Annotated in this window: 19 protein-coding genes; 8 read left to right on the top strand and 11 right to left on the bottom strand. The window is 44.5% G+C overall.

Annotation, left to right across the window (positions count from 1 at the left end; genetic code table 11):
• Positions 1-14: 14 nt before the first annotated feature.
• Positions 15-1955 (bottom strand): ATP-dependent DNA helicase, encoded by a 1941-nt coding sequence (locus R7P36_RS22795; protein WP_005382210.1) that lies wholly within the window; start codon positions 1953-1955, stop codon positions 15-17.
• 218 nt (positions 1956-2173) lie between these two features.
• Between R7P36_RS22795 and purU the strand changes: the two genes are divergently transcribed.
• The 3 genes from purU (at position 2174) to R7P36_RS22780 (ending at position 5206) form a co-directional block, all read left to right on the top strand.
• Complete coding sequence (gene purU / locus R7P36_RS22790; RefSeq protein WP_005382206.1) at positions 2174-3007, top strand: formyltetrahydrofolate deformylase; 834 nt, start codon at positions 2174-2176, stop codon at positions 3005-3007.
• A gap of 206 nt (positions 3008-3213) precedes the next feature.
• Entirely contained in the window at positions 3214-4833 is a 1620-nt protein-coding gene (locus R7P36_RS22785) for a serine protease (RefSeq protein WP_065274266.1), read from the top strand.
• Positions 4834-4837: 4 nt separating this feature from the next.
• Complete coding sequence (locus tag R7P36_RS22780) at positions 4838-5206, top strand: hypothetical protein (RefSeq protein ID WP_149191957.1); 369 nt, start codon at positions 4838-4840, stop codon at positions 5204-5206.
• A gap of 72 nt (positions 5207-5278) precedes the next feature.
• Here R7P36_RS22780 and R7P36_RS22775 read toward each other — a convergent pair whose 3' ends face one another.
• Positions 5279-5875, bottom strand: coding sequence for a VOC family protein (locus R7P36_RS22775; RefSeq protein WP_065274265.1), 597 nt, complete (start codon positions 5873-5875; stop codon positions 5279-5281).
• A gap of 220 nt (positions 5876-6095) precedes the next feature.
• On the opposite strand from R7P36_RS22775, the gene argS reads away from it, so the two are divergent.
• The 3 genes from argS (at position 6096) to R7P36_RS22760 (ending at position 9055) form a co-directional block, all read left to right on the top strand.
• Positions 6096-7829 carry an arginine--tRNA ligase gene (gene argS / locus R7P36_RS22770; protein ID WP_213899489.1) on the top strand — a complete coding sequence of 578 codons (1734 nt, stop codon included), beginning with the start codon at positions 6096-6098 and terminating at the stop codon, positions 7827-7829.
• A 125-nt stretch (positions 7830-7954) separates the two neighbouring features.
• A complete protein-coding gene (locus R7P36_RS22765) occupies positions 7955-8383 on the top strand; it encodes an HIT family protein (RefSeq protein ID WP_005382194.1) in 429 nt (142 codons plus the stop codon).
• 150 nt (positions 8384-8533) lie between these two features.
• Positions 8534-9055, top strand: coding sequence for a YqhA family protein (locus tag R7P36_RS22760; protein WP_213899490.1), 522 nt, complete (start codon positions 8534-8536; stop codon positions 9053-9055).
• A 108-nt stretch (positions 9056-9163) separates the two neighbouring features.
• On the opposite strand, the gene R7P36_RS22755 is transcribed toward R7P36_RS22760, so the two are convergent.
• The 5 genes from R7P36_RS22755 to znuA all read right to left on the bottom strand — a co-directional run bounded on the left by R7P36_RS22755 (position 9164) and on the right by znuA (position 17195).
• On the bottom strand, positions 9164-9394 hold the full coding sequence (locus R7P36_RS22755) for a FeoC-like transcriptional regulator (protein ID WP_005382192.1): 231 nt from the start codon (positions 9392-9394) through the stop codon (positions 9164-9166).
• On the bottom strand, positions 9391-11667 hold the full coding sequence (gene feoB / locus R7P36_RS22750) for a Fe(2+) transporter permease subunit FeoB (protein ID WP_318122307.1): 2277 nt from the start codon (positions 11665-11667) through the stop codon (positions 9391-9393). Before feoB ends, R7P36_RS22755 begins: the two co-directional genes overlap by 4 nt.
• The gene (locus R7P36_RS22745; RefSeq protein ID WP_005382190.1) at positions 11667-11894 is read right to left on the bottom strand and encodes a FeoA family protein; all 228 of its coding nucleotides are present in this window, start codon (positions 11892-11894) and stop codon (positions 11667-11669) included. Before R7P36_RS22745 ends, feoB begins: the two co-directional genes overlap by 1 nt.
• A gap of 833 nt (positions 11895-12727) precedes the next feature.
• Positions 12728-16105: an AraC family transcriptional regulator gene (locus R7P36_RS22740; RefSeq protein WP_169644127.1), complete on the bottom strand. Its 3378-nt coding sequence runs from the start codon at positions 16103-16105 to the stop codon at positions 12728-12730.
• A 202-nt stretch (positions 16106-16307) separates the two neighbouring features.
• Complete coding sequence (gene znuA / locus R7P36_RS22735; RefSeq protein WP_054576701.1) at positions 16308-17195, bottom strand: zinc ABC transporter substrate-binding protein ZnuA; 888 nt, start codon at positions 17193-17195, stop codon at positions 16308-16310.
• A gap of 78 nt (positions 17196-17273) precedes the next feature.
• On the opposite strand from znuA, the gene znuC reads away from it, so the two are divergent.
• Both znuC and znuB read left to right on the top strand, forming a co-directional pair.
• Positions 17274-18062, top strand: coding sequence for a zinc ABC transporter ATP-binding protein ZnuC (gene znuC / locus R7P36_RS22730; protein WP_005382185.1), 789 nt, complete (start codon positions 17274-17276; stop codon positions 18060-18062).
• The gene (gene znuB / locus R7P36_RS22725) at positions 18055-18840 is read left to right on the top strand and encodes a zinc ABC transporter permease subunit ZnuB (RefSeq protein WP_005382183.1); all 786 of its coding nucleotides are present in this window, start codon (positions 18055-18057) and stop codon (positions 18838-18840) included. The genes znuC and znuB overlap by 8 nt, the downstream gene beginning before the upstream one ends.
• Before the next feature lie 119 nt (positions 18841-18959).
• Here the strand turns inward: znuB and sucD are convergent, their stop codons facing one another.
• The 4 genes from sucD to sucA all read right to left on the bottom strand — a co-directional run bounded on the left by sucD (position 18960) and on the right by sucA (position 25274).
• Positions 18960-19832 carry a succinate--CoA ligase subunit alpha gene (gene sucD / locus R7P36_RS22720; protein ID WP_005382181.1) on the bottom strand — a complete coding sequence of 291 codons (873 nt, stop codon included), beginning with the start codon at positions 19830-19832 and terminating at the stop codon, positions 18960-18962.
• Complete coding sequence (gene sucC / locus R7P36_RS22715) at positions 19832-20998, bottom strand: ADP-forming succinate--CoA ligase subunit beta (RefSeq protein WP_005382179.1); 1167 nt, start codon at positions 20996-20998, stop codon at positions 19832-19834. The genes sucD and sucC overlap by 1 nt, the downstream gene beginning before the upstream one ends.
• Before the next feature lie 213 nt (positions 20999-21211).
• Positions 21212-22420: a 2-oxoglutarate dehydrogenase complex dihydrolipoyllysine-residue succinyltransferase gene (gene odhB / locus R7P36_RS22710; protein ID WP_005382177.1), complete on the bottom strand. Its 1209-nt coding sequence runs from the start codon at positions 22418-22420 to the stop codon at positions 21212-21214.
• Positions 22421-22448: 28 nt separating this feature from the next.
• A complete protein-coding gene (gene sucA, locus R7P36_RS22705; RefSeq protein ID WP_005382176.1) occupies positions 22449-25274 on the bottom strand; it encodes a 2-oxoglutarate dehydrogenase E1 component in 2826 nt (941 codons plus the stop codon).
• Positions 25275-25293 lie beyond the last annotated feature (19 nt).

Genomic DNA, 25293 nt, shown 5'->3' with positions numbered 1-25293 from the left:
TCTCATTTATTGGGTTATGCCTCAGCACTTGCGTCTGTGACAGATTGTTCTGCTTTCAGGAATGCTTTGATTCCATCTAAGTCTCGCGTCCTTGGGATAGGTGGTAGACTTCCGAGGAAAATACCACCATAGTCTCGCGTGACAAGGCGATTATCACAAATGATCAACGCACCGTGATCCTTCTGATCTCGAATTAATCGCCCGACTCCCTGCTTTAACGTAATCACTGCATCCGGGATTTGTACTTCAGCAAATGGTTCACCGCCACGTAATCGACAATCCTCGATACGGGCTTTGAGTAACGGATCGTCAGGGGCGGTAAACGGTAATTTGTCGATAATAACACAGCTCAGCGCATCACCTCTAACATCAATCCCTTCCCAGAAAGCGCCCGTCGCCACGAGTAAAGCGTTACCCAGTTCCATAAACTCCGCCAAGGTTTTCTGCTTACTCATCTCCCCTTGCATTAACACAGGCAGCTCAAGTACTTCTCGGAACTTCTCACCTAGTTCACGCATCATGCTGTGCGAGGTACATAAAAAGAAGCAGCGACCATCATTTTCTTCAATCACCGGAGCAAGCATTCGGACTAACTTATCCGCTAAGCCGTTACTGTTTGGCTCTGGCAAATACCTTGGCACACAAAGGCGCGCTTGTTTTTGATAATCAAAGGGGGACGGCAGAGAAAATTGCTTTGTAGGCTTGAGGCCAAGGCGCTCAGTAAAGTGCTTGAAGTCGCCCGATACAGCTAGGGTTGCTGACGTGAAAATCCACGCGCCTTGTTTAATCTCTATTTGCTCATGGAACTTGTCCGCGACAGAAAGAGGCGTAATGTGCAGAGCGAAATGACGAGGTGAGGTATCGTACCAGTATGAGTAACCGGTAATATCGACATCACAGACCCGGTCGATACGGCCTTTGATCAAATTGGCTCGTTCAAAGGCCGTATCCAGTAATTGACTGCGCCCTAAGGCTATTTTGAGTACATCAATCGCCAATTCGAGGCTGTCAGTTAAGCGCAATAATTCTCGCTTAATAGAACCTGATTGCAACGCCTCACGCCAGTTGCCACGAAAGCCTGGCTCACCCAATACAATCCGCATGTCCATTGCGCTTTGCATGAGTTTGTCGCCCACTTTTTGCAATTGACGCATATCTTTGGCTTCGGTGCGATAGGCTATTTCAATGTCTTTGGCAAGATCGTGAATTTGGCGGCTTGAAACTGACTGGCCGAAATATTCGCTCGCAATATCTGGCAACTGATGAGCTTCATCAAAAATAAACACATCGGCTTCTGGAATCAGTTCACCGAATCCTGTTTCTTTGATCGCTAAATCAGCAAGAAACAAGTGATGGTTCACTACAACAATGTCGGAATCCATGGCTCGCTTACGCGCTTTCAATACAAAGCAATCAGTGTAGCTCGGACATTCTTTACCTAAACAGTTATCATTGGTTGAGGTGATGGTCGGAATGATCATGCTGTCTTCTGGTAGATCATCACAATCCCCAAGGTCACCTGTTTTGGTTTCTGATGACCAAGCACGCACTTTAACCAGTTGAGTTAATAACGTCGGGTCAGATTCATTAGTGTGGCTTTCGACCATTTGGCGGCTCAAACGATCCAAACACAGATAATTAGAACGCCCTTTTAATAACGCCACTTGGCCATAAAAACCAAGCGCATTGACCATGAGCGGTAAGTCACGATGGTACAACTGCTCTTGCAAGTTTTTCGAGCCTGTACTGATGATCACTTTTTTACCGCTCAACAGCGCAGGGACTAGGTATGCGAAGGTCTTACCGGTTCCGGTTCCTGCCTCCACCACCAACTGGGTTTGATCTTTGATCGCACTGCTGACGGCTTCCGCCATATCGATTTGTGGCTGACGAGCTTGAAAGCCAGGAATGGCCTTACCTAACGCGCCATCAGAGGAAAAAGTTTTTGCGATCATGCTTGGTATTGAGTTTGAAAAATTATCGAGAGTATATCAGAGGAATAGGAGTGACATCAGCCCACAATCTGACCAGCTTGCGGCGACACGCGGATATTTTGTTGAAACCAACGTAAGAATAGATTATTTATGGTGAAACATGGCAGTACAGTTACACCCGCCAGGGAATAATAACAAATTCGTACGCTAAAATATTAATGCATGGAAGTACCTGATTTATGGAAAAGAAAACACTGTTGACCCACTGTTCTGACGCCCCGGGTCTCATCTCGAAAATTACTAATATCTGTTACAAGCACCAACTCAACATCGTTCACAATAACGAATTTGTTGATAATACCAGTGGCCACTTTTTCATGAGAACGGAGTTGGAGGGGTACTTCAACGATCAAACGTTTCTTGCCGACTTGGACCAAGCTCTCCCGCAAGGTGCTAAGCGTAAATTGGTTGGCTCTCGCCGTAAGCGCATCGTCATTCTCGTCACAAAAGAAGCGCATTGTTTAGGCGATATTCTGATGAAAACCTACGATGGAAGCCTAGATGTTGAGATCGCCGCTGTGGTGGGGAATTACGACAAACTGCAAACTCTCACTGAACGCTTCGACATTCCTTACCACCATGTGACCCATGAAAACCTTAGCCGTGAAGAACACGAGCAGAAGATGCTAGAAGTGATCGATCAATACGATGCTGACTTTTTGGTGCTAGCTAAATACATGCGCGTATTAACGCCGACGTTTGTTGAGAAATATCACCACAAAATCATTAATATTCATCACAGCTTCTTACCTGCTTTTATTGGCGCGAAGCCATATCAACAAGCTTACGATCGCGGTGTGAAAATCATCGGTGCAACAGCACACTTCGTGACTAATGATTTAGATGAAGGGCCGATCATCAAGCAAGACGTAATTCCTGTCGACCATACATTCAATGCCCAAGATATGGCGCAAGCGGGACGCGATGTAGAGAAGAACGTATTGAGTAAGGCTTTGAATAAAGTGATCAATGACCACGTCTTTGTTTATGGGAATAAGACAGTGATCCTGTAATCCCTCCGTACTAGTTACAACGATAGTGAAACCCGTCCAACTTGGCGGGTTTCATCTTTTCAGAAGATCCCCCCTCCAATTCTAACCATCAAAGTTAAACCGATACGTTATAATTTTTCATTTCTCCACAACTATTTACTGAGAGAATGATTCCGTTTATCATTTGCCCTCCTTATAATAAACCACGTTAATATTACGGAATTAAAATGAAAAAAACGTTAGTGGCTTTTCTGATTGGGCTGACTTTACCAGCAACCACAATCGCAGATACTCTTGAGCCTGTTCAGAATGATGTATCCACTCGCATTATCGGCGGCGAACCTGCCAACACTTCCGACTGGAAATTTATTGCTTCACTGGTACGTAAAGGACAACCTACATCTATTGGTCACTTTTGTGGTGGCAGTTTCCTAGGTGGAAAATACGTATTAACTGCTGCGCACTGTGTGGAAGGTCTTAATGCGGACGATCTGGATATCGTTCTTGGTCTTTATGACAAAAACAGAGAGTCTCAAGCACAGCGCATCGCCATTAAAAATATCTATTCACATGATGAATATAACAACATAACAACGAACAATGACATCGCTCTTATTGAATTAGAACGCAATATCGATAGCGCAACTATTGACCTGGCAACGCCAGAACTTTTAGATAGCGTACGCGTAGGAGACAAGTTGCACGTGGCTGGATGGGGAAATACGTCCACGACAGACCGAATATACCCAACCGTTTTACAACAAGTAGATTTGGAATACGTAGATCGAGCTACCTGCCAAAACCTACCAGGAAACTACTCTAATGTATCAGATGACGGTATTTGCGCCGGATACTATTGGGGAGGTAAAGATAGCTGCCAAGGAGATAGCGGCGGTCCACTCATCGTTGATGATAACGGTATCAACAAATTGCTAGGCGTGGTCAGCTGGGGGGATGGATGTGCTCAACCAAACGCTTATGGTGTTTACGCCAACGTCGCTCATTTTCAACACAATGGATGGATAGATAGCCATCGCAATACTATCAGCTTCACTAAGTACCGAGATCTTCGTTTCGTTGAGCGAAAAGCGCAGCAAGAGACCTTTACTATTCGTAATGACGATACTATCCCATTAAACATCTACGAAAGCACAATATCATACGGAAGTACCATCGAGAAAAGCACTTGTACTGGTACCTTAAAGCCTTCGCAAAGCTGTCAAATTACCGTCGGCTACCAACCTAGCTATTCGGGATCAGAAACAACGATAGAGCTCTTTACCGATCATCCGAAACTGTCCAGACTCACAACAACTTTCGAGTATTCAGGTGTAGATAAAGCAAGCAGATCAGTGCGTAATGCCATTCCGCTAGCAGACGCAAATGTTTATACCGGTCAAAACGCTTGGACGGCTGAAAATGGTGAACTGCAATCAGCGGATATGGGAGCTTATCCTGGTGTATCTGAGCTGGTTTTGACCGATCTTCCGAAGGGCAAACTTACCATGGATCTCAAAGTAATGTCCGATGGTTTTGATTACTTGTTCATCTTAGTTAATGGTGAAATTTACGATAGCACCAACCAACTCCTCGATTATAAAGAGATCCAGATCGATCTTTACAAAGCATCTAATACGATAACGTTTGAATACGTCCAACACCCGTTTTCAAGTGGCATTTACAGCGCGCAAGCATTTGTTCGCAACATAAATATGTCAGTCAGCACAGATAATACGGGCGATGCTGGTAACGACGTTAATAAAAAGTCTAGTTCAGGCGGCAGTTTATCTATTGGCCTACTGGTGTTAATGGCTGCAGGTTCATTCGTACGACGCAAAAAAAGGTAACGAGATGAAACATAGACTCAAGATATTCCTACTTGGTTTGGGCACTATCAGTTTAACTGCATGTTCAGCAAACGCAGGACTGCAAACAAACCAGACGTCTGAGCACCAAGCAATGATGGTAGAGACTTATAGGACAAGTGAGAGTCAAATTTCATTTATCACAGAGTCTAACGGCTGCAGTGAAAACGAGGACTTTAGCCTAAAAATAGAGCAAAGCTCACAGACAGAAGCTCTTATTAGTATCGTTAGAGACAAGGCGGATCATTGTAAACGAATGCCGTTTGCCAAAACTTTTACACTGCCTTTAGATGAAGAGTTGAAAGGCAAAAAACTTTCCATTACCAACCCAAAAAGCAAGTCACTGGCTAAATAGTGATTCGCTTACGAAAGGGAGCCTCGGCTCCCTTTTTGCCTATCGCAACTCAGCAATTCTCACCCTAGCGTTTTACGCCTGCTCAGACTCCACAATACGCTTAAGTGAATGCGGGTGCAGTTTGATACAAATGCCTTGGTACTTAAACGCCACTGTTGGGTTATTCAAGCGTTCGCCATCCCCTTTCGGGCTCGACAGTTTGATCTTCACACCCAGCTCTTCTAACTCATTAAAGCGTGCGCCAAACGCTGGATAAGTGTGTCTCAAATCAGCAAGAAACTCATCTGCGGTTTCGGCATGAGACGGAATCACAAACTCCACATGTTCCCAGCTTTCAGTTGGGTAGATTTTGCCTTCCGCAGGGTATGGCAGTTCCAGACACTCTATCTTCCAGCCACGGCTTTCTAACGCTTTGTCGAATTCAATAACAATAATCGGGCGACCGTTGATTTTCGCTTGTGAAATCACCTTACCGTATTGATTCCATGCTTCATGCGCGGCTTTTGCTGTTTCAGTATCATTAATTCGCAGCGCAATATGGTCAGCTTGAGCAAAGCTCAGATCCAGTTTTAACAGGGATGCAAGCTCTTCAATCTTCGCCATAAATGCATCCAGATCTTGGATCATCAATTTAGGCGCTAGGCGTTTTTCAACTAGTTGAGTCGTCATTGTGGTTCTCTTTTGGGGCGATTTATCTCATTACTCTGAGCGCAATAGTAAACGCAAACCAAACCACATTTCCATTCAATCGAAAAAGTATAAATTTCCCCAATTCCTCTCTGTATGAAAAGCAATAAAGTTGTTATCATTAGCCCCATTTTTGTGAACTCCAACAGAACTCGGCACTTACTTCGCCGAGTTCTTCGTCCTTGAATTGAAGGAAACGCGTGTGAATATCCAAGCACTTATTAATGACAAAGTATCTCAGGCTCTAGAAGCCGCTGGCGCACCTGCAGGCAGTCCTGCGGCAGTACGCCAATCAGCAAAGCCACAATTTGGTGACTACCAAGCAAACGGCGTAATGGGCGTTGCTAAAAAACTGGGTACTAACCCACGAGAATTTGCACAGAAAGTACTGGATGTTCTAGACCTAGATGGTATTGCGAGCAAGACAGAAATCGCTGGCCCTGGTTTCATCAACATTTTCCTAAGCGAAGAGTTCCTAGCAAAACAAGCGGAAGCAGCACTGGCTGACTCACGTCTTGGCGTTGCAGAAGACGAAGCTCAAACTATCGTTGCTGACTACTCTGCACCAAACGTTGCTAAAGAAATGCACGTTGGTCACCTACGTTCAACCATCATCGGTGATGCGGTAGTACGTACTCTTGAGTTCCTAGGTCACAAAGTGATCCGTGCGAACCACATCGGCGACTGGGGTACTCAGTTCGGTATGCTTATCGCAAACCTTGAGCGTGTACAACAAGAGTCTGGCGAAGTTTCTATGGAACTTGCGGACCTTGAAGGCTTCTACCGCGAATCGAAAAAGCTGTACGACGAAGATGAAGACTTCGCAGTAAAGGCGCGAAACTACGTTGTGAAACTGCAAAGCGGTGACGAGTACTGTGCAGAAATGTGGAAAAAACTCGTTGATGTAACCATGATCCAAAACCAGCGCAACTACGACCGTCTAAACGTGTCACTGACTCGTGACGACGTGATGGGCGAGAGCATGTACAACGACATGCTTCCTAAGATCGTTGCAGACCTAAAAGAACAAGGTCTTGCCGTTGAAGATGATGGCGCGCAAGTTGTATTCCTAGATGAATACAAGAACAAAGATGGCGAACCAATGGGCGTTATCGTTCAAAAACGCGATGGCGGTTTCCTATACACAACAACAGACATCGCATGTGCAAAATATCGTTATGAAGAGCTAAGCGCAGACCGTGTGCTTTACTTCATCGACTCACGTCAACACCAGCACCTAATGCAAGCTTGGACAATTGTTCGTAAAGCAGGCTACGTGCCAGAGTCAGTATCTCTTGAGCACCACGCGTTCGGCATGATGCTTGGTAAAGATGGTAAGCCATTCAAGACTCGTGCGGGTGGTACCGTTCGCCTTGCCGACCTTCTAGATGAAGCAGAAGTTCGTGCAGCACAACTGATCGAATCTAAAAACCCTGAGCTAGATGCGGAAGAAAAAGAGAAGATCTCTAAAACAGTTGCAATGGCAGCGGTTAAATACTCTGACTTATCTAAACACCGTACGACTGACTACGTGTTCGATTGGGACAACATGTTAGCGTTTGAAGGTAACACAGCACCATACATGCAATATGCATACACTCGCGTAGCTTCTATTTTCGCTAAAGCTGGTGTTGCTATGGACGCTCTCCAAGGTGACATCAAAATCACTGATGAGAAAGAGAAAGCACTTATTGCTAAACTTATGCAGTTCGAAGAAGCGGTTCAATCTGTCGCTCGCGAAGGCCAACCGCACATCATGTGTAACTACCTATTCGAACTAGCAGGTCAGTTCTCTAGTTTCTACGAAGCGTGCCCTATCCTAGTTGCTGAAGACGAAGCTGTGAAACAAAGCCGTCTGAAACTAGCAGCGCTAACAGCGAAGACCATCAAGCAAGGTCTGTCTCTACTAGGTATTGATACTCTAGAGCGCATGTAAGCGATTCGAGAATCGAGAATCGAGAATCGAGAATCGAGACGATTTAGAAAGGTTGGCGTGAAAGCGTCAACCTTTTGTTTTATCTGGCGTATACTGATGTCATTCAATTCAAATCGGATAATATAATGAGTTTTGAACTGCACCCTCAATTGGCAAAAGACACTACCGTTATCGGTCACTTCCCACTGTGTGTGGCGCTTCTGCATAAAGATAACGCCGTGCCATGGGTTATCTTGGTCCCTAAACGTGCAAACCTAAAAGAGCTTCACCACTTGCCAATGCAAGAACAGCAACAGTTTTTGCTAGAGTCTCAAGCGGTAAGCCAAGCACTGGAAGCAACATTCCGTCCAGACAAGCTAAACCTTGGTGCGCTAGGTAATATGGTGCCACAGCTGCACATTCACCATATTGCTCGCTTCAAAGATGACGTAGCATGGCCGGGACCGGTTTGGGGGAACACCAAAGGTGAATTCCGTACAGAAGAAGAGCAAAACGAATTGCTTGGTCGCATTAAAAATGTGCTGTCACTGAGCTCTATTTTCCAAAAAGCATAAGCACTGCTAGCGAAAATAATTCGCCTTTGAATACGGCTGAAATAGACAGAGAAAGATTAATACGTATTTGTAACAATCTTTCTCATTTTTCTGGGATTATCACTAAAATAAAACTTGTTTAGACTACCAGCTCAGTTAGAGAGGGTCATCATGAAACAAGTCTTCAACACATTCCGATACGTCAGCTGGATCGCCATTATCTGTTCTATGGCTGCTTCATTCTTGCTTTTTCTTATGGGTGCAGCAAAAACCTATTCGGCATTTGTGGTCTTCATTCTCAATCAAACACCTCCAGAAGCACTCGCACATTTAGATAAAGCAGACATCGCGATCGCTTATTTGATCAAGTCACTGGATACGTTTCTTGTCGCACTAGTTTTGTTCATCTTTGCTCACGGCATCTACACACTATTTATTTCCAACAAAGCTAAAGCGAAAACACAAGAGCAGTCGGTTTTGCATTGGATCAGAACCCCAAACATCGGCCATCTAAAAAACATTTTGGCTGAAGTCATCATCGTGATCTTGTTTGTGAAGTTCTTAGAGCTCGTGCTGATTAACTTCGACAGCTTAGATTGGACGATCTTAACATTACCTATTTCGATTTTAGTTTTAAGTCTTGGTTTAAAGTTCCTAGGGTTAGGCGCGACTAAACACTCTGAAGAACATTAATTTCGCTGTATTCACAAACAATAACCAGCAAAATAAAAGCCGCATCATTGCTGATGCGGCTTTGTCGTTTTTACGTGATAATTTTTAGGTGACTAATTTTGATAGTCGCTACATGGTGACTGTCAGAGACAAACCATCTTGTTTAGTCACTGAGTAGCGAACACGAGTCACGTCATGAGCTTTATTAGTGTCGACTAGGCGGCTAATTTTGCCCTTCTTAATCCACACGTTTAACATCGCGTCGGCGCCATCTTCACTCATCCCAAACTGTTTAGCCAGATCTGACTGGGAGACGGTTCCTTTGTCTGCAATGTATTGATAAAGCTCTTTTAAAATCATGCTACTTGCGCCTCTAATGCACCGTTTTGTTTCTTACCAACTTGTTTGAACACACGGTATGTGCCAAAGAAGATAGCTACGATCACAGCCATCCAAATACCACTTGTTACTGGGCTATCTGCGAAATGCGTCAATTGGTTGTAGAACGTCGCACATAGGTAAGCCAAGCCCATTGTCCAAACCGCGATAAAGCGTGCGAACTTATGACCAAACTCACGTACGTAAGCACCCATCGCCGCCACACAAGGAGTGTACAGTAGGATAAAGATTAGGTAAGCAAATGCGGCATTGCCAGAAGCAAACTGCGATTTAATGTTACCGAAGATAGAAGCATCGACTTCTTGTTCTTCGGCAACGGCATTTGAGTCAGTTAAGTCACCCACTTCAATGCCTAGTGGATCTGAGTAGCTCAAACCGGCTAAGTTTTCAGGGATACTCATTACTGCCTCTTCTAGGCTGCCCATTAGATCAAATTCTGCGTCTTCACCGTCACTTGGCGTGGTGTATAGACTGTTAAGCGTACCAACTACCGCCTCTTTTGCGAAGATACCGGTAATGATACCAACCGTCGCTGGCCAGTTATCTTCTTGAACACCGATTGGCGCGAATACTGGAGTTACAACTTGCGCAGCTTTAGAAAGCACCGAGTTTTCGCTGTCTTCATTACCAAAACTGCCATCAGTACCCAATGAGTTGAAGAAACTCAGAATAGCAACAACGATAACGATGGTTTTACCTGCACCAAGTACAAAGCGCTTTAGCTTTTGCCAAGTTTTGATCACCACGTTTTGTAGCGTCGGAAGCTCATAGTCTGGCATTTCCATTACTAGGCTATCACTGCTACCTGGGTAAAGCGTGTGCTTAAGGAAAAGACCTGTGAAGATCGCTGCCACAATACCAAGTAGGTAAAGTGCGAATACAATGTTCTGGCCAGAACCTGGGAAGAATGCCGCAGCAAATAGCGCGTATACAGGCAGACGAGCACCGCATGACATAAATGGCGCCATAGATGCAGCCAGTTTACGCTCACGTTCTTGGTCTAGAGTACGAGTTGCCATGATTGACGGTACGTTACAGCCAAAACCAAGAACCAACGGTACAAATGCTTTGCCCGGTAGGCCGATCTTCTGCATCACTTTATCTAGTACGAATGCTGCACGAGCCATGTAACCTGAGCTCTCAAGTACCGCTAGGAACAGGTACAAACACGCGATAACCGGAATGAAGGTTGCAACCGTCTGGATACCACCACCGATACCATTAGCAAGAACCGTCACTAACCACACAGGCAAATGACCGTCTAACAAGTGATGCCCACCATCAACCAACAATGCGCCCACACCAATGTCAAAAAAGTCGATAAATGCACTACCGATGTTAATCGAGAACATAAACATCAGGTACATAACAACAAAGAAGAAAGGAATTCCAATCCACTTGTTCAAAATAAACTGGTCGAGTCTTTCAGTCACACTACGACTTAACTTGCCTTCGCTTCGGCGAACTTTTTTACACTGTTCATGCAGATGCGTGTACTTAGTATCCGCGACATGCAAATCGATATCCAAATCTAACGTCGTAATGACTTCCAAGACTTTGCTTCTATCAATATCAGAAAGACTATTGAGCACCATTGTGTCTTTTTCAAGCGCACGAATCGCTAGTGCACGATGAGCGACGTTTTGGTCGTTAAAAAGTGCGGAAACCGTTTGAATTGCCGACTCCATCTTCTCACCGTAATGCAAAGACAATTCTTTAAGTGGCACTCCTTGAACGATGGATTTATGGAGCTTTTCTCTAAACTCTGCCACTTGAGTTTTATTGGTTGCAGATAAACTGACAACCGGACAACCTAACGTTTTCTCAAGCTCTGCAACGTTAATCATCTGACGTTCACGCTTTAGCGCATCCATCTTGTTGAGGACAACAATCATAGGGCGACCAAGTTCGCGAAGTTGCAGCGTCATATATAAGCTGCGCTCTAAACTTGTAGCATCCACCACGTTAATAATGAGATCAGCAGGATGAGTTAGAACCGCACGCGATGCGATGGATTCATCAATACTATTACTATCATTACCACTGTCTAATGAGTAAATACCCGGAAGGTCAGTGAGCAAAAACTCATCCCCAGCATGCTTGAATTGTCCTGTTTTCTTTTCAACCGTGACGCCTGCCCAGTTACCAACTTGCTGTTTTGCGCCAGTTAAACCATTAAATAGCGTCGTTTTACCACTATTAGGGTTACCTACGGTTAGCACTTGATATTGCATTACACTCGCTCCACTTCAATTTTCTGAGCAATTGTTTCTCGCAATGCGACAGACACACCACGGACTTCGACTTGTAAAGGATCGCCCATTGGCGCACGTCGAATCACTTTGACTTCTGTATTGGGAAGCAGCCCCATTACCATGAGTTTCTTTCTGATATCTGATGAAAGACCATCTAACAACCGAATCGTCACCGTATCGCCAGGATTAATCTCTGATAACTTCATAGTGGCCCTTAAGAGTATTGCTAATGAGAAATATTATTATTTAATAAGTTTAGGTTGCCAATATTACTCCCCTATACCCCTTCAATCCTTGTGTGAAATCAAAGATTCCGTAAATGTTTTCACGCTTTCAAACGTTAACTTCGTAAATTTCCTCTCGTTATTTACGTCAAAATTAACAATTAAAAATGACACCTAACGAAACAAAAATGTCACAAACCAAGATAGAAAACAAAAAATTCAAATTAAAACAATTAGTTAAGTAAAAAACCAAACGTTGTCGCTTTTCTCATATAAACATGGCGTTATTTTTATAAGAAAAATAAGTAACCTCTCGTATAGTTACTCCATCGAGAGGGCAACCTCTCTAATAAATTCCAGAGGTGGCATGGCAACATGTCACTCCGGCAGCAAGCGAAGGTGTCCTTGACACCCGTGGTATAGTCCCCCCGGCTATACCACGATATTTTTTTTCACCTCTTTCAAAACTTCTTTACCTTATTCATCTTTTCAACACAGTTTTCGTTTTCACGAATGTCGCACACCATCATTCACCCAAATGAACAACGCTCTTTTGATTCAGCAATACAACTGTCATTTATTTGTTGCAACTATCAATAAATCATTCTCTTGAAGCCATTTATGCTTATTGCTATGAACATCGCGACTAACAGATAGAACGTGATCGTGCTTACGTGTTGAGAATGGATTTGTAGGCTAGATGTGATGAAGAAACAATGAAACTCACTGCGTTAGCAACTACAGCAATAATAGAGCACTGTATGCAGCTCCCCAGCATCTTAACTATTAACTAGGGAGCGTATAATGAAGGTTTTCTAGTTAATTTCTTGGCTTTCTTGAGTCAAAGCAAACTTGGATGGGGGCAAACCAAAATGCAGCTTAAACTTTTGGCTAAAGTAAGATGGATCATTAAAGCCAGAGTTAAAGGCGACTTCACTGATTTTCTCACCCGCCAATAACTGTTCACACGCCGTTTCTAAACGAACCTCTGTGACATAGTCTTTTAACGTTCTTGACGAGGCAGATTTAAAACGTCTCTGCAAAGAGCGTTCAGACATATACAGCATTTTAGCGGCTGACGCAGTGCCAAATTCAGGATCATGGTAATGCTCTGCCACTAATTGATAGACTTTTTGCAACCACTCTTTCTCTGGTGTGACTTGATCTTCTGCAATAGTTACAGGATTGAGTTCTTGCTGCGGTTCATCCAGATAACTACTTTCCTTCGCAGATGGCCATGTAATCTCGACTTTGTTTTGAGCATCAGAAGAGAAGACAGCCAAATAACCACCACTCGTTGTCACTAATTGGGCAAGGTGGTCAATACTCAACTCAGAGTGATTTAAGTTAGATGGAAACCCAGTCGCGACTTTATTAGGTAATTGCGTCCCGTAATCAAGAAAGCTCAATGACACAATATCATGCCCCTCTTCTAGCATAATTCTAACCGTTTGACCTCGGAAAGAGCGCTTGATGATATTGGCAAAAATGCTATTGAAAATAACATCAAGATTAAAGCTTTCCAGAGCAACCCGGCTCTGCTTGCTCTCATCTTCTAGCTCTACCAAAATACCCGCTTTTGCAAAGTCATCTTGCCATACATCAACCACTGACTGAGTTATCTGACTCAAGTTGTAGTTCTGGCTCCCACCACTTACATCACTTGGAACACTTTTGAGTTCATTTAACTGCCAATTCGTTTTAGCCAAATGATCCTCTGTCGCAGTATCCAGAGGCATAGGTAGTTTCGCCACAATAAAGTCGACGCTTGATTTTATGGATAGAGCTACATGGTCTACGAGTAGGTTTCTAACTTGAATCTGTTTACGTAATTGCTGGTTGCTCGTAAGCAACACTCTACTTTGATGTCTTAACTGATTCGTTTTGAGGGTCACTTGAGCTGCTAGATCACGGTTAGCCTGTACAACGTAGCGCGAGCGCCAGAATACGAGTACTGCAACGACCGCAATACTAGCTACGACAAAGCCTAAAATAGCAAATCGCGATAGATACCAAGGATGAAGGACGATAAAGTGAGATTCTAAACCAACGACTCCAGCGGCAACTTGAGACTCATTACTGACCTGCAAGTGATATTCACCGGAACTAAGGTGCTCGAGTGTCAGTTGGCCCCCCTCTAACGTTTGCCATGGGTCATCGTTGTTCAATCGATAGTACAAGTTTTGACTGTCTGGTTTTGGCATCACACCGAATAAAAAACTCAGCGAAGATCCATATGGCAGTGTGAGCCCATTCAGATCGGCACTACCAACTTGCAGAACTTCATTTTCAAGCACAACTTGGCTAACAATAAACTTAGACTCTGGGGGATTAGATACAAGCAGCTTGGATGCTTCTGCTTTTACGAGTCCGTACTTCGACCCCAGAACAAGCTCTCGCTCACCAATTTCTGTCTGCTGTATAACGCTACAAATACCAGGGAGGAACTCATTGTTCATTAAGCCTGATGACGATGAGTAATGTTTCACTAACTCACCCGAAAGGTGGTAATAGCTTAAACCGACAGAGGAAGCTAACCATACACCTTGCCTGTCTCTGATCAAGCAAGCAGGTCTGGCGTTGGGCTCACTCATTTCAACAACACGTTTTTCATCGCTTCGTGTATCAGTTTTAAACACACCATAAGATGAAGCAAACCACTGGCTGCCATCAACCGCCGTGGTCATGTCTAATGATTCACCAAACTTTTCTGAAAAACGGATAAACTGGATGTTGTCATTACTGTATTGGTATACGCCATGATCGGTGCCTATTAATAGGGCATCTTCAGTATCATATAGGCGCGTAACCTTAGCAGGCAAATACTGACTTACTAGCCACTCACTTCCAAAGTTTCGTACGCTTCGTGCAGCAGTATCAACATTGTAAAGATGGTATCCGCTTGATACCCAAAGACGGTCATCACCATCAACGGTCACATGCTCTACGGCATGTCCGGCCATAACCTGTAAATAAGGATATGTAATCTTGTTGAGACCATTTAGCTCAAATATTTCCAGCCCTTTTGAGGTCGCAAGCCAAAGCATACCGTTTTGAAACGCAAATTCATTGATCTGCGACTCCAACTCTAAGACTTGGTTAATCCCACTCTTTCCTGAACGATAAATCTTTCGGTCATCAGCAAACCAAAGCGCACCATCAGGACCTTCAATAGTTTGCCGAATTCGTCCTGATAGGGTGTGTGAGTCATAACTACTAAAGGTCACTCGTTCAAATTTTTTACTAAATAGCGAGTAATAACGAATACCTTGGTTAGTCGCAATCCACATCCCTCCCATATTGTCGCTCAACAACGAATAAATCTTCGTGTTATCTAACTCTAACTCAAGAAAACTTGCAGGCGCGACTTCGGTGACCTCACCTGAAAAAAATGAGTACAAATAAAGACCATGCTCGGTCCCCACCCAATACTCTTGATTTGTCTCTGCGAATGTCAAAACATGTGAGCCGCCAATTCTAATCACTTCTTTATCAGGCTGGTAAATGTTGAAAATTAAAGCGCCACGCAATGTACCTATCAAAATTTCTCTTCGCGTGTGTGAATAATAGACTTTCTCAATGTAGTTTTGACCTGAGGCAGCGACATGGTCAAACTTATCACCTTCAGAAAGATAGAAGCCGGAAGTCGTTGCTAGTGCCCACTTGGTTTCAACTAGCACCGCATCATTAATGTAAACGTAGCTATTATTACTATGTTGATAGAGCTGCAATAGAGAGAAAGAGTTTAACTCGCTAGTGTCGATATTGTAGGTATAGAAATGCGCGCCATCACTCACCCAAATATAGTTCTTTGAAGACCCTATTTTTCTTATTTGTGAGCCTGGATTTAAACTAAAGACTAAACGTCGTTCCTGATTTGGATAGGTTCGATAGACCTCATTTTCAATAAAGGTCCAAAAAGCACCTTTATGATAAGCCAACTGCTTAGCCGACGTTTGTAGGAAGCTACCTGATTTAGGCAATATAGTTTGACCATCGTAAAACAGGACTCGTCCGTGTACGTCATGAATCCACAAACCGCCCTTTTCACCCAAGAACAACTTTTTAGCCGCGATAAAAGTACCCTTTGCCTGAGTTGGCAAAGGGTAAAAGATTGCATTTGCATTATGAAGCGCAAATGCTTGGTAGGATAAGACAAAGCCCAACAGAGCAAGGGCTAATTGGCGTAGCAAGACGAAAACCTTTTGTATCAATTTGTGCTCTGAAAGTGACCGTTCATCGTTTGTAAAACATGGATTGATACGGTTATTTTGAGCTGATAATTATTGGTAATGATATCTCAATTACTTTCTGAGAAAAGGCTCGCCTTACCAAAGGTTGTAATTCTTACTACTGGATCACGTTAAAAAGACTACTCCTACATTACGACAGCACTTAATCTGACTTTTTGTTCAAGCATTGCTCAAAACTATTCGCCATATTGTTGAGAAAAGTAAAGTAACTGCCAGGTTTTGCTTCAATTGTACTCCCTAACGGGTCAAGCTCGCCTTTAGCGACATCACTGCCTCTCATTACGCTCTGAACGACAGCCGGGGTAAACTGAGGTTCAGAAAATACACAAGCCACATCTTCACCACTTAGCTTTTGACGAATTTGAATTAAGGTCTTCGCTCCTGGCTTGCGTTCTGGGCTCACAGTAAAATACCCCATTTGATTTAGTTCATAACGATCTTCGAAATAACCGTAAGCATCATGGAATACAAAGTAACCTTTGTTTTTTACTGGTGCCAGCTTCTGCTTTATCTGTTGGTCAGTGTCTTTTAGCTCGAGTTCAAACTTTTTGAGGTTCGCTTGATATTGAGCTGCATTTTCCGGATCAAGTGATACAAGTTGATTCACAACAGCCTTGGCCACTTGTTGTGCTTGGCTTACACCTAGCCAAAAGTGCGGATCATGTGAGCCATGATCGTGCCCATCATGGTCATGGTTGTGCTCACTATCAAATTCACGCAATTCTAGATTTGGAATTTGACTAATAGTCAAAGTATTCGATCTATCCGAAACAACTTTCTCTAGAAACGGTTCAAGATCATGTCCGTACCAGATAACCAAATCAGCCGAAGCGACCTTTTTAACATCCGATGGACGCAAAGCATAGTCATGGGGTGATGTGTTAGACTGCAATAGCACGTCTGGTGAAGTTACTCCTTGAGTAAGCTCTGTTACTAACAACTGAATAGGTTTGATACTCGTCAGTACCGTTACCGCCTGTGCTGGCAGTGTTAACATTGCTGAGGCAGCAAGAATTAATGCTCTTTTCATAGTTTTACTTGGGATATGGCGTGGAAAGTGAGATAATGTTACATTATAACATTATTGATTTGCAAATGAGTTTCATTCATGTCTTCCTTAGTCCATCTTGAGCAGTTATGCGTCGAGTTCGATGGCCGCAGAGTTCTCGATAACATTAGTATGGAATTAGAAAAGGGCAAAATAACTACCCTAATTGGTCCCAATGGAGCGGGAAAATCAACGTTAGTCAAAGTTATCTTAGGTCTTCAAAAGCCGACTAGCGGCAAGTTGAACCGACAAAGAAAACTGAAAATTGGTTACGTTCCTCAAAAGTTGAAGCTCAATGACTCCCTTCCATTGAATGTAACCCGCTTCCTAAATTTAGCAGGAAAATACAGTAAGCAGGAGTGCATTGATGCATTAAGGCTTGTTGGCGCTGAACATTTACTTAATAGTAATATGCATCGCTTATCCGGTGGTGAAAACCAACGAGTGTTACTGGCGCGCGCTCTGCTTCAGCGTCCTCAGCTATTAGTATTAGACGAACCAGCTCAGGGGGTGGATATCCAAGGTCAAATCGATCTCTATGACTTAATTGAGAGCATTCGTCACCGCTTTGATTGTGGCGTATTTATGGTATCGCATGACTTACATTTAGTGATGGCGAAAACGGACGATGTTATTTGTCTGCATCACCATGTTTGCTGCTCAGGTTCACCTGCCACTATTACTCAGCACCCTTCTTACATCGCGCTATTTGGCAATGCAGCGAGAGAATCTCTCGCGTTTTATCATCACGACCATGAGCACCATCATCACGATTTATCCGGAACGCCAGTAAGCGGTGATGCGACATCATGCTCCCACCATAAACACGGACATCACCATCATGATTGAGTTTCTCCTACCTTCTATTCTTGCTGGTATTGGTATTGCGATCATTGCCGGTCCACTTGGGTCATTTGTCGTTTGGCGTAAAATGGCTTACTTCGGAGATACCCTAGCTCATGCATCGTTAATGGGCCTAGCGCTGGGCTTCTTGCTCAACGTAAATCTCTACCTTGCGCTACTCGTCTGCTGTTTAGCTCTGGCCGTTTTGCTTGTCACTCTGCAAAAGCAACAACTTGTGGCTACAGACACGTTGTTAGGTATCTTGGCACACAGTGCACTCTCTATCGGTTTAGTATCGGTTAGCTTTTTGGAAAACGTGCGCGTCGATTTAATGAGCTACCTATTTGGGGACTTACTTGCCGTCTCTCCACAAGATCTGATGTTTATTTACGCAGGTGTTGTTGCGGTGAGTGCGTGTTTGTACGTCTTCTGGCGCCCACTGCTTTCTAGCACTGTTAGTGAAGAACTTGCCGCTGTTGAGGGCGTGAATACAGACTTAGTTCGATTGGTGTTAATGCTAATGGTGGGTGTAGTAATCGCAGTAGGTATGAAGTTCGTTGGCGCGTTGATCATGACTTCGCTCCTAATTATCCCAGCAGCAACAGCACGTAAAGTCTCTTCATCACCAGAGCAAATGGCATTGTTCGCATCCATTATTGGCTCTGTGGCAGTACTGATGGGGCTTAGCCTATCATGGCACTTCGATACACCGGCCGGCCCTTCCGTAGTGATCAGCGCAACATCCTTATTTATGCTGAGCCAGCTGATTAAAAGCAAAGCATAATCGCATTGAGTATTAAACGCGAAAGACCTTGCTAACAACAAACATAAATCCACGGAAACGGAAAAAGAAAAGCCTGCGAAATCGCAGGCTTTTTAATACTTATTAAGTAGTGTGGTCGATTACCAACCCGTCACTTCACGTAGACCTTGGCCAATCTCTGCTAGAGATTTCACAGTTTTAACGCCAGCCGCTTCTAGTGCAGCAAATTTGTCTTCAGCAGTACCTTTACCACCAGAGATAATCGCACCAGCATGGCCCATACGCTTACCAGGAGGTGCAGTTACACCAGCAATGTAAGAAACCACTGGCTTCGTTACATTTTCTTTAATGTATGCTGCAGCTTCTTCTTCTGCAGTACCACCGATCTCACCGATCATAACGATCGCTTCTGTCTCAGGGTCTTCTTGGAACAGTTTTAGGATATCAATGAAGTTTGAACCCGGGATTGGGTCACCACCGATACCAACACAAGTAGACTGGCCGAAACCTTCGTCAGTGGTTTGTTTAACTGCTTCGTAAGTTAGAGTACCGCTACGAGATACAATACCTACTTTGCCTTTCTTGTGGATGTGACCAGGCATGATACCGATCTTACACTCATCAGGAGTGATAACGCCCGGACAGTTAGGACCAATCATGCGAACGCCAGTTTCTTCTAGCTTCACTTTTACGTCGATCATATCTGTAGTAGGGATACCTTCAGTAATCGTTACGATTAGCTCGATACCCGCGTCAATCGCTTCTAGGATTGCATCTTTACAGAAAGGTGCTGGTACGTAGATGACTGTCGCTGTTGCGCCAGTCGCTTCTACTGCTTCACGAACTGTGTTGAATACAGGAAGACCTAGGTGAGTTTGGCCACCTTTACCTGGAGACACACCGCCAACCATTTGCGTACCGTATGCGATAGCTTGCTCTGAGTGGAAAGTACCTTGACCACCAGTGAACCCCTGACAGATTACTTTAGTGTCTTTGTTAATTAATACAGACATTATTTAGCCTCCGCAGCAGCAACAACTTTCTGAGCAGCATCAGTTAGCGACTCAGCAGCAATGATATCAACATCAGAATTAGCAAGAACTTCGCGACCTAGGTCAGCGTTAGTACCTTCAAGACGAACAACAACAGGTACGCTTACGCCTACCTCTTTAACCGCACCGATAATACCTTCTGCGATCATGTCACAACGTACAATACCACCGAAGATGTTAACAAGTACCGCTTTCACATTGTCATCAGATAGGATGATCTTGAATGCTTCAGCAACACGCTCTTTCGTCGCGCCGCCACCTACATCTAAGAAGTTAGCTGGTTTGCCGCCGTGTAGGTTTACGATATCCATCGTACCCATTGCTAGGCCTGCACCGTTAACCATACAGCCAACGTTACCGTCTAGTGCTACGTAGTTCAGCTCCCACTGAGCTGCGTGTGCTTCACGCTCATCTTCTTGTGAAGGATCGTGCATTTCACGAAGCTTAGGCTGACGGTACAGTGCGTTTGAGTCGATGTTGATCTTACCGTCAAGACATAGCAAGTTGCCTTCACCAGTAATCACAAGTGGGTTGATCTCTAGCAGAGCAAGATCGTACTGAGAAAACATAGTGCCAAGACCCATAAAGATCTTAACGAATTGTTTGATTTGGTCGCCTTCAAGACCAAGTTTGAACGCTAGCTCACGACCTTGGTAAGCTTGTGGACCTACTAGTGGGTCAATTGCTGCTTTGTGGATGAGTTCCGGCGTTTCTTCCGCAACTTTTTCAATTTCCACACCACCTTCGGTAGAAGCCATGAAAACGATCTTACGGCTAGCACGGTCAACTACCGCACCTAGGTATAGTTCGTTCGCAATATTTGAAGCTTCTTCAACAAGGATTTTTGTTACTGGCTGACCATTTGCGTCTGTTTGGTAAGTTACTAGGTTTTTACCTAACCACTTCTGTGCAAACTCTTTAACGCCTTCTTTTGTATCGTGTAGCTCTACGCCACCCGCTTTACCACGGCCACCAGCGTGAACCTGACATTTAACTACTTTCTTGGCTGTACTAATACGGCCTGCGGCTTCAAAAGCTTCTTGTGGTGTATCACACGCGTAGCCTTCTGGCACAGGCAAACCGAATTCTGCAAACAGCTGTTTGGCTTGGTATTCATGCAAATTCATTTCGATATTCCGTTTGTTTTTCCCTTAAGGGATTTATTATTTCCATAACGCTGCAGTCTTGGCTGCTTGTACGTCTGTAGGGTCTTCTCAAATCAATCCTTTATCATGAGTTCTCATACTGAAGGATTCAAATGAAGGCCAAACGTTGAGCTAGTCTAGCCATTGAAATTTTTAACGTCTAGCTACCTACGATAACTAGACGTTTTAGCGATATTAAACGTCTAATAGGAGACGTGCTGGGTCCTCTAGTAACTCTTTAATCGTTACTAGGAAACCAACTGATTCACGACCGTCAATTAGGCGGTGATCGTAAGATAACGCTAGGTACATCATCGGCAAGATTTCAACTTTGCCATCCACTGCCATCGGACGCTCTTGGATCTTATGCATACCAAGAATCGCTGATTGAGGTGGGTTGATGATTGGTGTAGACATAAGTGAACCAAACACACCACCGTTTGTGATAGTGAAGTTACCGCCCATTAGCTCGTCTACCGTTAGCTTGCCATCACGACCTTTGATAGCCAGCTCTTTGATGCCTTTTTCAACATCAGCGAAACCAAGCTTGTCACAGTCTTTTAGGACAGGTGTAACTAGACCACGTGGCGTTGATACCGCCATGCTAATGTCGAAGTAGTTGTGGTAAACAATGTCATCGCCATCAATCGAAGCATTTACTTCTGGGTAACGCTTAAGCGCTTCTGTTACTGCTTTCACGTAGAAAGACATGAAGCCCAAACGAATACCGTGACGCTCTTCGAACTGATCTTTGTACTGCTTACGAAGGTCCATGATTGGTTTCATGTTCACTTCGTTAAACGTCGTTAGCATTGCCGTGTTGTTCTTCGCTTCTAGCAAACGGTTAGCAACTGTCTTACGAAGGCGAGTCATTGGAACACGTTTCTGACTGCGAGCCGCTGCCGGCACGTCAACCACTGCTGGCGAGTCTTCTTTTGACGCAGATTTAGCGTTCGCAAGATGCGCTTCAATATCTTCGCGCGTAATACGACCACCAACACCAGTGCCTTTCACTTGGCTTGCTTCTAAGCCATGTTCAGCCAATAAACGGCGCACTGCTGGGCTTAGTGCGTCATTACTTTCTTCGCTAAGCGCAGCTTTGTGACGCTTATCAGGAGATGCTTCAGTACCTTCTGTTTTGTCTGCAGTTGGTTCACCTGCAACTGCGCCTGGCTTCAATTTAGCAATGATTTGTTTAGAAAGTACTGTCGCACCTTCTGCTTCAACAATAGCTTCTAAAACGCCAGCTTCCGGAGCTGGAACTTCTAGCACAACTTTGTCTGTTTCGATGTCAACCAAAACCTCGTCACGCTCTACTGCGTCGCCCGGTTGTTTGTGCCATGTCGCTACGGTTGCATCAGCAACTGATTCAGGTAAATCTGGAACCAGAATTTCAATTGTCATATCTGTTTCTTCCTTTAACTTCTAGTTCTTAATTCGAAGTTTTTGAGTTCACGTTCAGAGCGTCTTCAACCAACGCTTTTTGTTGTTTCAAGTGCACCGACATGTAGCCAACTGCTGGCGAAGCAGAAGCTGGGCGACCTGCGTATTTAAGATTTGCACCTGCAGGAATAGCGGCACGGAAGTTATGTTGGCTACAGTACCAAGCACCTTGGTTCTGAGGTTCTTCCTGACACCACACGAAGTCTTCAACGTTAGTGTATTGAGCAATTGCTGCTTGTACTTCTTCCATTGGGAATGGGTAAAGCTGTTCAATACGCACGATAGCAACATCGTCTTGCTCGTTGTTACGGCGCTGCTCTAGTAGGTCAAAGTAAACCTTACCAGCACAGAACACGACACGTTTCACTTTGCTTGGTTCTAAATCATCTACTTCTGGAATTGCAGATTGGAATGTACCATCCGCCAAGTCTTCAATCGTTGAAGTACATAGAGGGTGGCGCAGCAAAGATTTCGGTGACATAACAATGAGAGGTCGACGCATTGGGCGTACAACCTGACGACGAATCATGTGGTACACCTGAGCCGGTGTTGAAGGAACCACAACCTGCATATTTTGCTCAGCACAAAGCTGAAGGTAACGCTCTAAACGTGCAGATGAGTGCTCAGGACCTTGACCTTCATAACCATGAGGTAGAAGCATAGTAAGACCGCACAAACGCGCCCACTTTTGCTCGCCTGACGAGATAAACTGGTCGATAACAACTTGTGCACCGTTGGCAAAATCACCAAACTGTGCTTCCCAGATAGTTAAACCACCTGGTTCGGCTGTTGCGTAACCGTATTCAAACGCCAACACAGCTTCTTCTGACAATACTGAGTCAAAGACTTGGAATGGCCCTTGGTTGTCATGAATATTCGCTAATGGAATGTAAGTGCTTGCATCGGTTTGGTTATGAAGAACCGAGTGACGGTGGAAGAAAGTACCACGACCCGAGTCCTGACCAGAAAGACGAATACGCTTGCCATCGTCAACCAATGTAGCATATGCCAATGTTTCAGCCATACCCCAGTCAATAGCTTTTTCACCGGTCATCATTGCTAGACGATCGTTGTATAGCTTATTAACACGGCTTTGCAGTTTATGGCTTTCTGGGTACTGACACAGACGATTGCCTAGCTCAATAAGGCGTGTCTTGTCGTATTTTGAATCCCACTCCATATCCCATTCGTGCCCTAAGTAAGGGGACCAGTCTACAGAGTGCAACGCCATTGGACGCCATTCTTTAACAACCACTTCACCGCGATCTAATGCATCGCGATACTCATTGACTAACTGAGTCGCTGTCTCGATATCTGACTCATTTTTGTCGATCAGAACATCTGCATACAATTTGCGTGGTGTAGGATGCTTTTTGATTTTCTGGTACATCAAAGGCTGAGTCGCATTTGGCTCATCCGCCTCATTGTGACCGTGGCGACGGTAACATACAAGATCGATCACGACATCGCGCTTGAACTCGTTACGGTAATCCAATGCAATGCGAGTAACAAAAGCAACTGCTTCAGGGTCATCTGCATTTACATGGAAAATTGGCGCCTGCACCATCTTCGCGATGTCGGTACAGTACATCGTAGAACGCGTGTCACGAGGATTAGACGTCGTAAAGCCTACTTGGTTGTTGATGACGATACGTACCGTACCACCAACTTGGAACCCACGAGCAAGAGACATGTTGAAAGTTTCGGCAACCACACCCTGACCAGCGATTGCTGAATCACCGTGGATGGTGATAGGAAGCACTTTGCTACCTTGATTATCACCCAAGCGGTCTTGACGTGCTCGAACTGAGCCCATGACTACCGGGTTTACGATTTCTAGGTGCGATGGGTTAAATGCAAGTGCTAAGTGAACATCACCGCCTGGAGTCGCAAAATCAGCAGAGAAACCTTGGTGATATTTCACATCACCCGTACCCCAAGTTTCGTCGTGTTTACCTGCGAACTCATCAAACAGGTCTTGAGGTTTCTTACCAAGTACGTTCACCAGCATGTTCAAACGACCGCGGTGAGCCATACCGATAACCACTTCACGCATTCCACTTGTACCCGCATGACGGATCAACTCTTTCGTCATCGGAATCAGCGCATCACCACCTTCTAAAGAGAAACGTTTTGCACCTGGGAATTTCGCCCCGAGGTAACGCTCCAAACCTTCAGCGGCTGTTAGCTCTTCTAGGAATGTGCGCTTCTCATCTTTGTTGAATGATGGCTGGCCTACGACAGACTCAAGGCGTTGCTGAATCCAACGCTTTTGCTCTGTGTCAGTCATGTGCATGTATTCAGCACCGATGGAACCGCAATAAGTTTTGTTGAGGGCTTCATAGATATCTTTCAACTTCATGGTTTCTTGCCCAACAGCAAAAGAACCTACGTTGAAAGTTTCTTCGAAGTCATCTTCGGTAAGATTATGAAAAGCAGGGTCTAACTCCGCCACTGTTGGGCGTTGCCATAGACCTAGTGGGTCTAATTCTGCAGCTTCATGCCCGCGGAAACGGTATGCGTTGATTAGCTGTAGAACTTTTACTTGTTTTGCATCGACATCTGGGTCACTAACTTGGACATTGTAATGCTTTGTTTCTCTAGCGAGTCGTCGGAAGTAGTCACGGACACGTGAATGTGGTTGTTCTGCCACTTCTTCTGATGGCTTAGGCAAGCCTTCAAAAACACGTTTCCACTCCTCACTTACCAGATCGGGATCACTTAGATACAGTTCGTAGAGGTCCTCTACATACGTTGCATTGGCGCCAGCCAAGTGTGAAGACTCGAGCCATGCCTTCATCACGCCGTTGTGCATATTTTCCCTTAACCAGTAG

The organism is Vibrio sp. 397, assembly GCF_033339395.1.
Classification (GTDB): domain Bacteria; phylum Pseudomonadota; class Gammaproteobacteria; order Enterobacterales; family Vibrionaceae; genus Vibrio; species Vibrio alginolyticus.
This window is presented reverse-complemented; position numbering and strand designations above follow the sequence as displayed.